Origin of the sequence: Pandoraea commovens (genome assembly GCF_902459615.1) — a bacterium.
Classification (GTDB): domain Bacteria; phylum Pseudomonadota; class Gammaproteobacteria; order Burkholderiales; family Burkholderiaceae; genus Pandoraea; species Pandoraea commovens.
In genome coordinates, this window is record NZ_CABPSA010000002.1 from 32,374 (window position 1) to 47,271 (window position 14,898).

At 63.4% G+C, this 14,898-nt stretch carries 11 protein-coding genes; 4 read left to right on the forward strand and 7 right to left on the reverse strand.

Annotation, left to right across the window (positions count from 1 at the left end; genetic code table 11):
- Positions 1–90: 90 nt before the first annotated feature.
- Positions 91–300, reverse strand: coding sequence for a hypothetical protein (locus PCO31010_RS06445; RefSeq protein WP_039393813.1), 210 nt, complete (start codon positions 298–300; stop codon positions 91–93).
- A 629-nt stretch (positions 301–929) separates the two neighbouring features.
- Here PCO31010_RS06445 and PCO31010_RS06450 point away from each other — a divergent pair.
- Positions 930–4,496 carry an indolepyruvate ferredoxin oxidoreductase family protein gene (locus tag PCO31010_RS06450; RefSeq protein ID WP_150663561.1) on the forward strand — a complete coding sequence of 1,189 codons (3,567 nt, stop codon included), beginning with the start codon at positions 930–932 and terminating at the stop codon, positions 4,494–4,496.
- 133 nt (positions 4,497–4,629) lie between these two features.
- Here the strand turns inward: PCO31010_RS06450 and PCO31010_RS06455 are convergent, their stop codons facing one another.
- A complete protein-coding gene (locus PCO31010_RS06455) occupies positions 4,630–6,909 on the reverse strand; it encodes an NADP-dependent malic enzyme (RefSeq protein ID WP_150663562.1) in 2,280 nt (759 codons plus the stop codon).
- A 337-nt stretch (positions 6,910–7,246) separates the two neighbouring features.
- Positions 7,247–8,494 (reverse strand): MFS transporter, encoded by a 1,248-nt coding sequence (locus PCO31010_RS06460; RefSeq protein WP_150663563.1) that lies wholly within the window; start codon positions 8,492–8,494, stop codon positions 7,247–7,249.
- A gap of 387 nt (positions 8,495–8,881) precedes the next feature.
- Between PCO31010_RS06460 and PCO31010_RS06465 the strand changes: the two genes are divergently transcribed.
- A complete protein-coding gene (locus PCO31010_RS06465; protein WP_039393823.1) occupies positions 8,882–9,571 on the forward strand; it encodes an orotate phosphoribosyltransferase in 690 nt (229 codons plus the stop codon).
- 114 nt (positions 9,572–9,685) lie between these two features.
- Entirely contained in the window at positions 9,686–10,084 is a 399-nt protein-coding gene (gene crcB / locus PCO31010_RS06470) for a fluoride efflux transporter CrcB (protein WP_150663564.1), read from the forward strand.
- A gap of 45 nt (positions 10,085–10,129) precedes the next feature.
- Here the strand turns inward: crcB and PCO31010_RS06475 are convergent, their stop codons facing one another.
- On the reverse strand, positions 10,130–10,987 hold the full coding sequence (locus PCO31010_RS06475) for a helix-turn-helix transcriptional regulator (protein WP_150663565.1): 858 nt from the start codon (positions 10,985–10,987) through the stop codon (positions 10,130–10,132).
- A gap of 180 nt (positions 10,988–11,167) precedes the next feature.
- Here PCO31010_RS06475 and PCO31010_RS06480 point away from each other — a divergent pair, with 180 nt between their 5' ends.
- The gene (locus PCO31010_RS06480) at positions 11,168–11,965 is read left to right on the forward strand and encodes a class I SAM-dependent methyltransferase (protein ID WP_150664157.1); all 798 of its coding nucleotides are present in this window, start codon (positions 11,168–11,170) and stop codon (positions 11,963–11,965) included.
- A 122-nt stretch (positions 11,966–12,087) separates the two neighbouring features.
- Here the strand turns inward: PCO31010_RS06480 and PCO31010_RS06485 are convergent, their stop codons facing one another.
- From PCO31010_RS06485 to panS, 3 genes are all read right to left on the reverse strand, one after another.
- The gene (locus PCO31010_RS06485) at positions 12,088–12,870 is read right to left on the reverse strand and encodes a peptidylprolyl isomerase (protein ID WP_373275340.1); all 783 of its coding nucleotides are present in this window, start codon (positions 12,868–12,870) and stop codon (positions 12,088–12,090) included.
- Between the two features lie 72 nt (positions 12,871–12,942).
- A complete protein-coding gene (locus tag PCO31010_RS06490) occupies positions 12,943–13,503 on the reverse strand; it encodes a DapH/DapD/GlmU-related protein (RefSeq protein ID WP_039393831.1) in 561 nt (186 codons plus the stop codon).
- A 298-nt stretch (positions 13,504–13,801) separates the two neighbouring features.
- Complete coding sequence (panS, locus tag PCO31010_RS06495) at positions 13,802–14,755, reverse strand: ketopantoate/pantoate/pantothenate transporter PanS (protein WP_150663567.1); 954 nt, start codon at positions 14,753–14,755, stop codon at positions 13,802–13,804.
- Positions 14,756–14,898: the final 143 nt, after the last annotated feature.

A 14,898-nucleotide genomic window follows, 5' to 3' on the forward strand; every position in this document is an offset into this window, starting at 1 on the left:
GCGCCCTGTGTCCGTCAATAAATGAGGGGTTTGAATGGAACGCCGACGTAGCCGTTTGGCGCCCGATTCGGGTGGATCGGGCCGATGGGATTATCGGCGCTGGAATTCTCGCGGATCGATCGTGCGCTGGTCGAGCGGGCCTTCGTAACGCTGCGGCGTTTGGGTGGTGCGCTGCTGCGTAATCGGGGTAGGTTCGGCCGTCTTGTCGCGCGCCAGTTCGTCGGCGCGGGCGACGCTCACTTCCAGGGTCAGGAACGAAGCGGAAACCAGCAGGAATTTGGCGATGTTTCGTTGATTCACAGTGACTCCTTCTTACGTGTCGCTTTGTTGTTGCTGCGTGCTTTCACAGCACGCTATGAATGTGCCCGAGGCGACGATAACGGCTTTGTCACGCATCGGGTAACGCATTAGTGAGCATTCTGCCCGCTGCGTTCCCATTCGCCCCGCACCGTTACACGTTGTTACCCCCGTGTCAGAAGGCACCGACAAGCGTACGGTTGCCGACATAATCGCGACACATTGCCGCCATTTTGGGGAGGATTCCTAAAGCACGGAAGCGGCTCAATGCCGCACCTGTCGCTTATATGGGGGGTGTCCGGCCGGAAGACCAGACAGGGTTTACGCCATGCGTCTTACGTTTACGTAAACGTCATAATCCTCGTTATACTGCCGTCGATCGGCAACCCATGGAACGTCGCCGCCAACGTCATCCGCCGTCAGGCAATGGCATGACACCGGTGCTACCATGAGTCCGACTGGCATCAGCATCACGAAAAAAGGCCCCGCCCGACGAGTGACATCACGAATGTGAGCCCTCGGAAGCGCAAAATCAAAAGGCCGGCATTCACGCTGCCGTCCTGCTTCACGAGAGCGGGAGGGGCAGGAAGTTTTGGCGATCCCAAAATCAGTGAGAGTGAGGAGCACACCCCATGAACGCCCCCGTCAATCCGAGCTTGCTGGCCGCACTAGAATCGGTCACGCTCGACGACAAATACACGCTCGAGCGCGGTCGCGCTTACATGAGCGGCATCCAGGCCCTGGTTCGACTACCGATGTTGCAGCAGGCGCGCGACGCCGCTGCCGGGCTCAATACCGCAGGTTTCATCTCGGGCTATCGCGGCTCGCCGCTGGGCGGTCTCGACCTCTCGCTCTGGAAAGCGAAGCAGCACCTCGCCGGTCATAACATCGTCTTCCAGCCGGGTCTGAACGAAGACCTCGCGGCCACGGCCGTGTGGGGCTCGCAGCAGGTCAATCTGTATCCCGCCAAGTTCGATGGCGTGTTCTCCATGTGGTACGGCAAGGGCCCGGGCGTCGACCGGTCGATGGACGTACTCAAGCACGGCAACTCGGCCGGCTCGTCGAAGCACGGCGGTGTGCTGGTGCTCGCAGGCGACGACCACGCCGCCAAATCCTCCACGCTCGCGCACCAGTCCGAACACGTCTTCAAGGCGGCCGGCATTCCGGTGCTGTTCCCGTCGAACGTGCAGGAGTATCTCGACTACGGCCTGCATGGCTGGGCGATGAGCCGCTACTCCGGACTGTGGGTCGCCATGAAGTGCGTGACGGACGTGGTCGAATCGTCGGCCTCGGTGATGATCGATCCGCACAACGTCGACATCCGCCTGCCGAACGATTTCATCATGCCGCCCGACGGCCTGAACATCCGCTGGCCCGATCCGCCGCTGGTGCAGGAAGCGCGGATGATCGACTACAAGTGGTACGCCGCCCTCGCCTACATCCGCGCCAACAAGCTCGATCGCGTAACGGTCGACTCGCCCAACGCGCGCTTCGGCATCATGACGGGCGGCAAGGCGTATCTCGACGTGTGTCAGGCACTCGCCGACCTCGGTCTGGACGACGCCACGTGCCAGCGCATCGGCATCCGTCTGTACAAAGTGGGCTGTGTGTGGCCGCTCGAAGCGCAAGGAGCGCGCGCGTTCGCACAAGGACTTCAGGAAATTCTGGTGGTCGAGGAAAAGCGTCAGATCCTCGAATACCAAATCAAGGAAGAGCTGTACAACTGGCGCGATGACGTGCGTCCGCGCGTGTACGGCAAGTTCGACGAAAAGGACGGTGCCGGTGGCGAATGGTCGGTGCCGATGGCCAACTGGCTGTTGCCCGCACATTACGAACTCTCGCCCGCGCTCATCGCGAAAGCCATTGCCACGCGTCTGGAAAAGTTCGAGTTGCCGAGCGACGTGCGCGAGCGCATCGCCACGCGTCTGCGTGTAATCGAAGCGAAGGAACAGGCGCTGGCCAAGCCGCGCATCGCCGTGGAGCGTAAGCCGTGGTTCTGCTCCGGTTGCCCGCACAACACGTCGACCAACGTGCCCGAAGGGTCGCGCGCCATCGCAGGCATCGGCTGCCACTACATGACCGTGTGGATGGACCGCAAGACGGACACCTTCTCGCAAATGGGCGGCGAAGGCGTGCCCTGGATCGGTCAGGCGCCCTTCTCGTGCGACGAACACATCTTCGCGAACCTCGGCGACGGCACCTACTTCCACTCGGGTCTGCTGGCGATTCGGGCAGCGATCTCGTCGAAGGTCAACATCACCTACAAGATTCTGTACAACGATGCGGTCGCGATGACCGGCGGCCAGCCGGTCGACGGCACGCTTACCGTGCCGCAGATCGTGGCGCAGGTCGATGCCGAAGGTGCGGCAAAGATTGTCATCGTGACGGACGAACCGGAGAAGTACGACGGCGTGAAGCTGGTGGGCGACATCCCCGTCTATCACCGCAGCGAACTCGACCGTGTACAGCGCGAATTGCGTCTGGTGAAGGGCACGTCGATTCTGATTTACGACCAGACGTGCGCCACCGAGAAGCGCCGCCGCCGCAAACGCGGTGCGTATCCCGATCCGGCCAAGCGTGTGGTCATCAACGAGTCGGTCTGCGAAGGCTGCGGCGACTGTTCGGTGAAGTCGAACTGTCTGTCGGTGGAGCCGCTGGAGACGGAATTCGGCACGAAGCGTCAGATCAACCAGTCGACTTGCAATAAGGACTTCTCGTGCCTGAACGGCTTCTGCCCGAGCTTCGTGACGGTAGAAGGCGGCCAGCTCCGTAAGCCCAAGACGGCACAGGTCGACAGCAGCGGTCTGCCGCCGTTGCCGGAACCGGCACTGCCGACGATTGCGCGTCCGTACGGCATTCTCGTGACGGGTGTGGGCGGCACGGGCGTGGTGACGATCGGTGGCCTGCTCGGCATGGCGGCGCACCTGGAGAACAAGGGCGTCACGACGCTCGACGTGACCGGTCTCGCCCAGAAGGGTGGCGCAGTGACGAGCCACGTGCAGATTGCGCAACAGCCCGAAGACATTCACGCCACGCGTATCGCCATGGGCGACGCGCGCGTGGTGATCGGCTGCGACGCCATCACGACCGCCAGCGACGACACGCTCTCGCGCGTGCAGCACGGCGTGACGAACATCGTCGTGAACAGCGCGCACACGCCGACGGCCGAGTTCATCCGCAACCCGAACTGGCGCTTCCCCGGCGCAAGCACGGAGAACGACATTCGTGCAGCGGCTGGCGAGAACGTCGATTTCGTCGACGCGAACCATCTCTCGCTGCGACTGCTCGGCGACACGATCTACACGAACCCGTTCGTGCTGGGCTACGCGTGGCAAAAGGGTTGGGTGCCGCTTTCGTACGCAGCACTCACGCGCGCCATCGAACTGAACGGCGTCGCCATCGAGAAGAACAAGCAGGCGTTCGAGTGGGGACGTCGCGCCGCACACGACCTCGCCACGGTGCGCAAGCTCGCGCAGCAAGGTGAAGCGCCCGAGTCGTCGGCCACCGGCGGCAAGCTGATCACGCTGCATTCGCCGCGCGCGCTCGACTTGCTGATTCAGCGTCGCTACTACCAGCTCGTCGCGTATCAGGATCGCGCTTACGCAGAGCGCTTCAAGCAGACGGTGGATCGTGTGCGTGCTGCTGAGTCGGCCCTGCCGAACGAGAGCTCGCAAATGCCGCTGACCGAAGCCGTCGCCCGTGCGCTGCACAAGCTCATGGCCTACAAGGACGAGTACGAAGTCGCGCGTCTGTACACCGACCCGGCGTTCATGAAGAAGCTCAACGAGCAGTTCGAAGGCGACTTCTCGCTGCGCTTCCATCTCGCCCCGCCGTCGCTCGCCAAGCATGACGACAAGGGCCATCTCGTGAAGAAGGCGTACGGTCCGTGGATGATGAAGGCGTTCGGCGTGCTGGCGAAGTTCAAGGGCCTGCGCGGCGGTGCGTTCGATATCTTCGGTCGGACGGAAGAGCGTCGCACCGAGCGTGCGCTGATCGGCGAATACGAGGTGCTGGTGAACGAACTGCTGTCGCGTCTGAACGAGCACAACGTCTCGCTGGCCGTGCAACTCGCGGAGCTGCCGCAGGAGATTCGCGGTTACGGTCACGTGAAGGAGCAAAACCTTGCGGCCACGCGCATCAAGTGGACGAAGTTGCTCACGCAGTTCCGTGACGGCGATTCGCATCGCGTCGCCGCCTGATTCGTCGACACTGACGACGGCTGTTCCATAAAAAATCCCGCCAGCGCGTAAGCGACTGGCGGGATTTTTTTATGCGTGTCCGACGGTGACGTTCACCGGTGATCCACCGGCGGATGCCTCCATCAGCCCAGCATCAACGCGTGACGTTCGCCGCAGCGACGGCCGTCATGTTGATGATGCGGCGCACGGTCGCGGCGGGCGTCAGGATGTGAACCGGCTTGGCGCAGCCCAGCAGGAACGGACCCACCGTCACACCTTCGCCGCCCGTCATCTTGAGCAGGTTGTACGTGATGTTGGCCGCTTCCACGTTCGGCATGACGAGCAGGTTCGCTTCGCCCGACAGACGCGATGCCGGGTAAGCAGCGCGACGGATCGTCTCCGACAGCGCGGCGTCGCCGTGCATTTCGCCGTCCACTTCCAGCGACGGGGCACGTGCGGCCAGCAATTCGGCGGCGCGAGCCATGCGCTGAGCCGATGCCGACTTCACGCTGCCGAAGTTCGAGTTCGAGAGCAGCGCCACCTTCGGGGCGATGCCGAAGCGCTCGATTTCCTTCGCGGCCAGCACGGTCATTTCGGCGAGCTGTTCCGACGTCGGCACTTCGTTCACGTACGTGTCGCTGATGAACAGGTTGCGGTTCTCCAGCATCAGCAGGTTCATCGCCGCGTAGTTCTCGACGCCCGCTGCACGGCCCAGCACCTGATCGACCACATCCAGATGGCGGTGGTACGTATCGATCATGCCGCAGACCATGCCGTCGGCTTCGCCCAGATGCACGAGGATCGCACCGATCAGGGTGTTGTCCTTACGCATGGCGGCCTTGGCGACTTCCGGCGTCACACCGTGGCGTGCGCCAAGGTTGTGATACGCCTGCCAGCAGCGCTGATAGCGCGCGTCGTCTTCCGGATTCACGATCTCGAAGTCGACACCCGGCTTGAGCTTCGAGCCGATCTTCTGCAAACGCATTTCCACCACGGCCGGACGACCGATGATGATCGGCTTGGCGATACGCTCGGCCAGCACGAACTGCGCAGCGCGCAGCACGCGCTCGTCTTCGCCTTCGGCGAATACGATGCGGGCAGCGTCGTTACCGAAGCGGGCACGCGCGGCAGCGAACACCGGACGCATGATGAAACCGGTGCGATACACGGTCGTGCCGAGTTGTTCGCGGTAGGCGTCCATGTCCTTGATCGGACGCGTGGCCACCCCCGAATCCATTGCAGCTTGCGCCACGGCCGGGGCGATCTTGATAATCAGACGCGGATCGAACGGCTTCGGAATGATGTATTCCGGACCGAATTCGAGCGACTGGCCTTCATAGGCACGCGCGACTTCTTCGCTTTGCTCTTCTTCCTGCGCCAGTTCGGCGATGGCACGCACGGTGGCGAGCTTCATCTCTTCCGTAATGGTGGTGGCACCCACGTCGAGCGCGCCACGGAAGATGAACGGGAAGCACAGCACGTTGTTGACCTGGTTCGGGTAGTCCGAACGGCCCGTAGCGATGATGCAGTCCGGACGCGCAGCCTTGGCGATTTCCGGGCGGATTTCCGGCTCCGGGTTGGCGAGCGCGAGAATCAGCGGCTTCGTGCCCATCGTCTTGACCATGTCGGCGCTCAGCACGCCGGCGGTCGAGCAGCCGAGGAACACGTCTGCGCCGTTGCTGGCGTCGGCCAGCGTACGGGCTTCGGTCGCCACGGCATAACGCGCCTTGCTCTCGTCGAGCTTGTCGCGACCCGTGTGGATCACGCCCTTCGAGTCGAGAACGAGAATGTTCTCTTTCTTGAGGCCGAGGTTCACCAGCAGATCCAGACAGGCGATGGCGGCAGCGCCTGCGCCCGAGCAAACCAGCTTGACCTTCGCGATGTCCTTGCCGACGACCTTCAGGCCGTTGAGGATAGCGGCCGAAGCGATGATGGCGGTGCCGTGCTGATCGTCGTGGAAGACCGGAATCTTCATGCGCTCACGCAGCTTCTTCTCGATGTAGAAGCACTCCGGCGCCTTGATGTCTTCGAGGTTGATGCCGCCCAGCGTCGGCTCCAGCATGGCGATGGCTTCGACCAGCTTGTCCGGGTCGTGCTCGGCGAGTTCGATGTCGAACACGTCGATACCGGCGAACTTCTTGAACAGGCAGCCCTTGCCTTCCATGACCGGCTTGGCGGCGAGCGGGCCGATGTTGCCCAGACCCAGCACGGCCGTACCGTTGGTAATCACGCCCACGAGGTTGCTGCGCGACGTGTAGCGATTGGCGGCGAGGGGGTCTTCCGCAATGGCTTCACAGGCGTAAGCGACGCCGGGGGAGTAAGCCAGCGACAGATCGATCTGGTTCGACAGCGGCTTGGTCGGCGTCACCGAGATTTTGCCCGGACGCGGGTTCTCGTGGTACGCCAGGGCGCTTTGTTTCAGTTGTTCATCCATATCTCGATACCTAAGAACTGGGCGACGGCCGGGCCTGTGCCGCATGCGGGCAGCGTCTGGACTCAGCCGTCTTTTGACGGATCACGGCGGGGGGAAGAGCCAACCGGAGGGATTCGGCGATTGTGTCGTCGACGGGGGTTCTTCGCAGCGCAATGGCGTGATGACCATCGCTTCCCCGATCCTGAATACCGCGCTCGCGCGCGTCGGACCGTGGGACTTGCGGTGGCCGGTGCTCACCGCAGGACGCAAAGTGTACACCTTGCGCCGCAAGCGTGATGCCGCACGCACAGCAAGGCTGGCGTGCGGCTGGGAACGAAATATCGCCTGCCGGAGCGCCTTACAGCAGCGCTTCGCCGCGACGCTCCGGAATCAGGAACAGCGTCGCGAGAATGTCGAGCACATAGATGCCCGCAAGGAACACAAGCGCCATCTTGAACGAGTACGCCGCCGCCAGCGCACCGACCGTCAGCGGGCCGAAGCCGCCGACCGCACGGCCGATGTTGAACAGCACGTTTTGCGCCGTGGCGCGCGCTGCCGTCGGATACAGCTCCGAAATCAGCGCGCCGTAGCCACCGATCATGCCGTTCACGAACATGCCCATCACCGCGCCGCCGATCAGCAGCGCGAACTGGGACTGAAGCTGTGCGTAGACGAACACCATCACGACCGCGCCGATCTGATAGCCGATGAACGTCGGACGACGCCCGAACCGATCGGCCAGACGGCCGAACAGCCAGATGCCGAACGCCATGCCCAGCACGGTCACAGCCGTCCACATGGCCGACTTGGTGAGCGAATAGCCGAACGTCTTCGACAGATACGACGGCATCCAGATCATCAGGCCGTAGTAGCCGAAGTTCTGCACCGAACACAGGATCGCCACGCCGAGGCTCGCGCGCGTGGTCGCACCATCTTTCACCAGCAGCTTGAGCGGCGCATGTTCGCGCGGCTGTTGCTGTTGGGCGAGGAACATCTCCGGCTCGCCCAGCGTGCGACGCATGACGAACGACACCACCGCAGGCAGCAAACCGACGGCGAACATGCCGCGCCAGCCGATGACCGGCAGCAGCAGCGGCGTGAGGAGTGCGGCAGCCAGCACCCCGGCCTGCCAGCCCAGACCGACGAACGACGACGCGCGCGCACGGCGTTCCGGCGCGCAGGCTTCCGCCGCCAGCGCCATGCCGATGCCGAACTCGCCGCCCAGACCGATACCGGCGATGGTTCGGTACGCCAGCAGATCCCAGTAGCCCTGCGCGAGCGAGCACAGACCGGTGAACACCGCAAACAGCAAAATCGTCCACGAGAGCACGCGCACGCGGCCGTAGCGGTCCGAAAGCATGCCGAAGACGATGCCGCCGACGACCGCACCGATGAGCGTCCACGTCACGAGCGCGCCGGACTGCGCGCTGGAAAGCGCCAGATCGGCCGCGATGGCGGGGAGGATGAAGCCGAGGATCAGCAGATCGAAGCCGTCCATGGCGTAGCCGATGGCCGAAGCCCACAGGGCGCGGTTCGCGTAAGCGGTGTCATGCTTCGCGACGGCGGAGGCCGGTGCGGCAAGGGAAGGCGAGGAATCGTTGGGCATGGGAATGGTCTGGACGGGTCTGATTTTCGGCGAGAGTGTATGCCTGTCATAAAGGCTCGGCAACTGTCTCTTTTTTTGGACACATCTGTCGGAGACGCTTTCTCATATGCGCCGTGCGCGCACACTGTGCGTACTAGTGCGTCGACGAATGTACGCTCAGTGCATAATTGACCTCGCATTTGCTGAAACTTGTGGCATAATTCGCGTTTAAGCGCAGGCCGTTCGTCGCAAGACGCGCCGCCCGCTGCCTCAGACGGTGTCCCGCCGCAGTAAGCTGTTCATCTGCGTAGCGTGTTTTGCGCGGTATCGGGCGCGGCACACCGCTGACTCATCAACGACTCCTGGCTGCACGCCGCGTGGCGGGCAGCTATGCTAAGGAACCGCATCATGATTGGCATCGACCGCCAGGCGATTTCCGACATCACCGCCAAGATCCTGCTCGAAGTGGGCGCGGTGCATTTCAACGCCGAGAAGCCGTACATCTTCACCTCGGGCTGGGCCAGCCCGGTCTACACCGACTGCCGCAAGCTGATCTCGTACCCGCGCGTGCGCCGTACGCTGATGGACTTCGCAGAGGCCGTCATCATTCAGGACGTGGGCTGCGAGCAGTTCGACACAGTCGCTGGCGGTGAAACCGCAGGCATTCCGTTCGCTGCCTGGATCGCCGACAAGCTGATGCTGCCGATGCAGTACGTCCGCAAAAAGCCGAAGGGTTTCGGCCGCAATGCGCAGATCGAAGGCGACCTGCCGGAAGGCTCGCGCGTGCTGCTCGTCGAAGATCTGACGACCGACGGCCGCAGCAAGATCAACTTCTGCAAGGCGCTGCGCGAAGCCGGTGCGAAGGTGAACCACGTGTTCGTGGTGTTCCACTACGACATCTTCCCGGAAAGCCGTCAGGTGCTGAAGGACATCGACGTGGAGCTGCACTCGCTCGCCACGTGGTGGGACGTGTTGCGTGTCGCGAAGCAGCAGAACCACTTCGACACGAAGACGCTCGACGAAGTCGAGAAATTCCTGCACGCACCGGCCGAGTGGTCGGGCGCGCACGGCGGCGCCACGTCGTTCCCGAAGGACTAAGTCCTTTGGCCATGTCAGTGGCATCGCACGCAGTATTCGCTTGAGAGGCGAGGACGGTCAGCTCGAAACAGCTGGCCGTTTTTTTTTCTGTGGGATGGTCGGGAGGAATCACACATGCTGGCTTCGGTCGTCGCCATCAGCATTGGCGCTGCCCTCGGCGCGCTGCTGCGCTGGGTACTGAGCGTGCAACTCAACGCCATCCTGCCGACGCTTCCCCTCGGCACCCTCACCGCCAATCTCGGCGGCGGCTATCTCATCGGCATCGCCGTTGCGCTGTTCAGCTACATTCCGTCGATCCCCGTCGAGTGGCGGCTGTTCGTCGTCACCGGGTTTCTCGGCGGCCTCACCACGTTCTCGACGTTTTCCGCCGAAGTCACCACGTTGCTACGCGAAGGCCAGATCGGCTGGGCGTCGCTCGTCGTCGTCGTGCATGTGGGCGGCTCGCTCGTCATGACGCTGCTCGGCATGGCGACCGCCACGCTGCTCGTGCAGTGGCTGCGTCCGGCGGGTTAAGCAACGCATTGGCGACGCGTCGACTCGGCCTTTCGGCGTCGCGGCTCACGCCAGCAACATCACCAACTTGACGTCGTCGTGCCCCGACAGCCGGAACGTCACCTGCGCGAAATCGATGTCACCGCGCTCGGGGTGATGGAAACCACGCCGTCCGCCTTCGCGCTCCACCACGTCCTGCTGCGACCACAGCGCCGCAAACACGGGGCTCTCCCGTTGCAGCGCATCGGTCAGCGCGCGCACCGGCGTGTCGTCCAGATACGCGCTGCACTCCGCACGAAACTCGGCAACGACGCGCCGCGCACGGCTTTCCCAATCCTGAATCAACGTGCGCGCGCCCGCGTCGAGGAAGATGTAGCGCAGCAGGTTCTTCGTGCCAGCAGCCCCTGCACCGCCTGACACGCCCGGCGCATCGAGCCAGCCACGAAAGATGTCGGCCGCCGCCGCGTTCCAGGCGAGCACATCCCAACAGCGGTCCAGCGCGTAGGCAGGTGCGGCCACCGCCGCCACCGCCGCTTGCACTTGCGCCGTCGCATGATGCGGCAGCGGTGCTGCGCCCCGCTCCGGATCGCGTTTGCCCGCGAGGTCGAACAGATAGGCCCGCTCGGCGCGCGAGAGCCGCAGCGCGCTCGCCACAGCCGCCAGTGCCCCCGCCGAGATCGATACCTCCCTCGCCTGCTCGATCCACGTGTACCAGGTCGACGACAAGCCGCATAACTGTGCGACCTCCTCACGGCGCAGCCCCGGCGTGCGACGTCGGCCCATCGGTGGAAGACCGACGGCGGCAGGCGTCAGTCGTTCGCGATGGGCACGCAGAAAGTCACCGAGCGCCCGACGCTGGCGAGCATCGTCGTTGTGGGGCGAAGTCGGCGTATGCTCGGCCGAAGGCGAGGAAGGTGCGGGCATGGGGGTAGTTTTCATACCAGGATAAACAGGCAACTTGTACCGGTATCGGTGAGCCATTATCGTGAGACCCATCGATGTCGCGCAAGCCCCCCCGTACATACGGAATACACGGAACATGCCGAGCAAGACGCGACAGATTGCACCCCGCCCCACAGACGAAGGAGACTCCCCGTGAGCAACATGAGCGACACCCACCGGTCCAAAGCCACCCCCTCGCATGAGGCGCACAATGCCGTCGTCACCGGCCAGTTCGGCCCTCAGGCATCGGCCTATCTGACGAGCGCCAACCATGCGCAAGGCGCCGATCTGGAGCAACTCGCCGCGATTGCCCGCGCGCACCCGAATGCGCAAGTCCTCGATCTGGGTTGCGGCGCAGGTCACGTGAGCTTCTTCACCGCGCCGCACGTCGCCCGTGTCGTGGCGTATGACCTCTCGGCGGACATGCTCGGCGTCGTTGCGGGCGAAGCGGCCAAGCGCGGGCTGACGAACGTCGACACGCAACTCGGCGCAGCGGAATCGCTGCCGTTCGCCGACGCGTCGTTCGATCTCGTTTTCAGCCGCTACAGCGCGCACCATTGGGCGGACGTCGGTGCGGCACTACGCGAGATGCGCCGCGTGCTCAAGCCGGGCGGCCGCGTCGTGATCTGCGATGTCGCCTCCAGCGGACAGCCGTTGTTCGACACCTACCTGCAAGCGGTGGAAGTGCTGCGCGACACCTCACACGTGCGCGACTACACGTCGGGCGAATGGCTGACGATGGCGGCAGGCGCGGGCTTCTCGGTGGCATCGCTCACCCCGCGCACGCTCGACCTCGACTTCAAGACGTGGACGACACGCATGCGCACGCCTGAACCGATGCAAGTGGCCATCCGCGCCCTGCAAACGGCGATGGCGGACGGCGTACGACAGCACTTCAAGATTCAGGACGACGGTTCGTTCACGCTCGACACGCTCACGCTCGAACTGATCGTCGGCTGACGACGACGGAGGACGTCAAAAAAGGGCGCTGCCCGAGCTGCTTCGTTCGCGAAGTCAGCTCGGGCAGCGCCCTTTTGCATGCATTGCGCCTAACGCGCGTAATGCGCCTAATGCCGCGCCGATTACTGCATGCGTGTCGGTCCTTCACCCTCGTTCCAATCCTGCATTTTGTTCTCGTCGTTCGCACCGCTGATCTCGGCGGCGTCTGCGAGCAACGCCACGTAGTGACGTAGCGCACGCGCACGCGCCTGCTCGTACAACTGCGCGGCAATACGGTCGGCCACGCGCTCGAACGGCGGCATGCGGCCTTTCACGCGACGCTCGATACGCAGGACATGAAATCCGTAACGCGTATTGACCAGCCGCGGCAACACTCCCAGCCGGTCGCCGCAGAACAGCACCAGTTCGAACTCCGGCGCGCCGCTGCCACGTGCGAGCATGCCGAGGCTGCCGCCACTGCGTCCCGACGGACAATCCGACATCGCCTGCGCGACGGTTTCGAACGACGTCGGCTCAGCGAGCACGGCATCGAGCGCAGACTGCGCGCGCCCCAGCGTGCTGGAGAGCGGCACGCCTGCCGACAAGGCAAACAGGATGTGACTCGCCTGCACTTTGTCGCCCACGCGGAACTGCCCGGCGTGATCGTGAAAGTAGGTCCGGCACTCAGCTTCCGTGGGATGACGCACCTGCACGTCGCGTGTGAAGAGCGCGTCGACGACCGCGTCGTCGCTCGCCCCGGCGTCCTCAGCCAGCAGGCGCAGATCGCGCGCCCGCTGGCGCAGCAACTCGCGACTCACGAGTGCACGTTGCGCCGCCGCTTCCGGATCGGCCGCGTCCCGATGCTGATCGATCTCATCGGCGACGCGGCGTGCGTCGATGACAATACCGTTGACACTCAAAGACATGACGGACTCCAACAAAACGTTCATGGCCACCGCGCACTCGCCAGCAACATGCTGGCGAGTCGCCACCTATCGTCAAAACTCGTTCTGAATCCGACGATAGGCGCGCGCGAGCTGCACATTCGTGCGGCTCACCGATTCGGAGAACTCGCGCGCATCGACAGTGACCTTCGGGATGGTCGCGAGATCGGTCTCGCGGCTGATATGTGTGGTCGAGGGAATGTAGAAGTTTTCAGGAATATCTCGCCCGTCGATCACGCTGTTGTGTCGCACCACCACGCCGTCGTGCACGACGCAGTTGAACAGCACCGAATTGAAACCGATGAAGACGTTGTTACCGATCACGCAAGGTCCATGCACGATGGAGCGATGGGCGATGGACGTGTTCTCGCCGATAGTCACGCGTGCGCCGTCTTTCGAATGGATCACGACCCCGTCCTGAATATTGGAATTTGCGCCGATCACGACCGGCTCCATCTTGCCGTCTTCGTCGACCTCGTCGGCGCGAAGCACCGCATAAGGTCCGATGAAGACGTTCTCACCCACGATGATCTGGCCGCACAAAATGGCCGTGGGATCGACGAACGACGTTTCGTGCACCACGGGGTAATCCCCGCGCGGATTCTTTCGCAACATGCTTGAGTCACTCCAGACCGCTCGCTCGTACGCCGGACCACGACAGCACATCGCGCAACAAAGCCATACGCGCAATGCGGACTGTCGGCGCTGGTCACGCCGGAATACGCCCTGTGGGCGAGCGGGGGAAGGGAAACACGGACGGGCGCCGTGCTACAGACTCTCTCACCGCCGCGAACGGTATATCGAAGTTGTAGGCGATGAGAGACGGAAAGGCAAATGTCCGCGATGACGGTGCGGACTCCCGTTGCGCGCTGCACACACCGGTGTGCGGCACGCAGAAAACTCGATGCGAAACTCAGTGCGTCGGACGCGTTGCCGTCGCCTGGTTGTCGTTGGCTGTGCCCGTCGGGCGACCGCGCCAGTAACCCGCGAGCAGCGAGCCCGAGAGGTTGTGCCAAACGGAGAACAGTGCCCCCGGCAATGCCGCCAGCGGCGTGAAGTAGACCTTGCCGAGCGTGGCGGCCAGACCCGAGTTCTGCATACCGACTTCGATGGCCAGCGTGCGGCAGATCGATTCGTCGAAGCCCAGTAGACGACCGCCCCAGTAACCGCCGAGCAGCCCCAGTCCGTTGTGCAGAATCACGCCCACCATGACCAGCGGACCCACCGTGGCAATGTTGCCCTGATTCGCCCCGACGACGGCGCCGATGATGAGCACGATCGCCACCATCGAGACCAGCGGGAGAACACCTTCGATGGCACGCACCACGCGGCCGAAGAAGTGATTGATGAGCAGACCCGCGCCAATCGGCAGCGCCACGATCTGAAGAATCGACAACAACATACCCTCGACGTCCACAGCAATCGAGGCATCGACGTACAAGCGCGTGAGCAGCGGCGTCGCGAACACGCCGACGAGGGTCGACATGGCACTGATGGTGACCGACAGCGCAACGTCGCCGCGGGCGAGATAGATCATGACATTCGATGCCGTGCCGCTCGCTACGCTGCCAACAAGCACCATGCCTGCCGTCAGATCGGGGGGCATGTGAAGCACGCGTGCAATGATCCAGGCGGCCAGCGGCATCACCAGATAGTGCAGCACCACACCCGCAACGATGGGGGCGGGACGGGTGAATACACGCTTGAAGTCGTCGAACGTCAGCGTGACGCCCATCGCAAACATCACCACGGTGAGCAGTGCCGTGACATGCGGCGTAATGCCGGTGAAACTGCCCGGCGAGAAGAAAGCGAAAACGGACAGCAGCAAGGCCCACAAGGGGAACAGCCGGGTGACACGGGCGATCATGAGAGTCTCGGGCGCAAAAAGTTAATATTTTACTTATTTTGCGCAGCGCACCCGTCGGGGCTGACCCTGAGTCACCTGACAGCACTCGCGAAGGCGCGTCTTTGCGCTCGTTCGCGTGCGTGCCGGAGCATGCATGCCGAAGC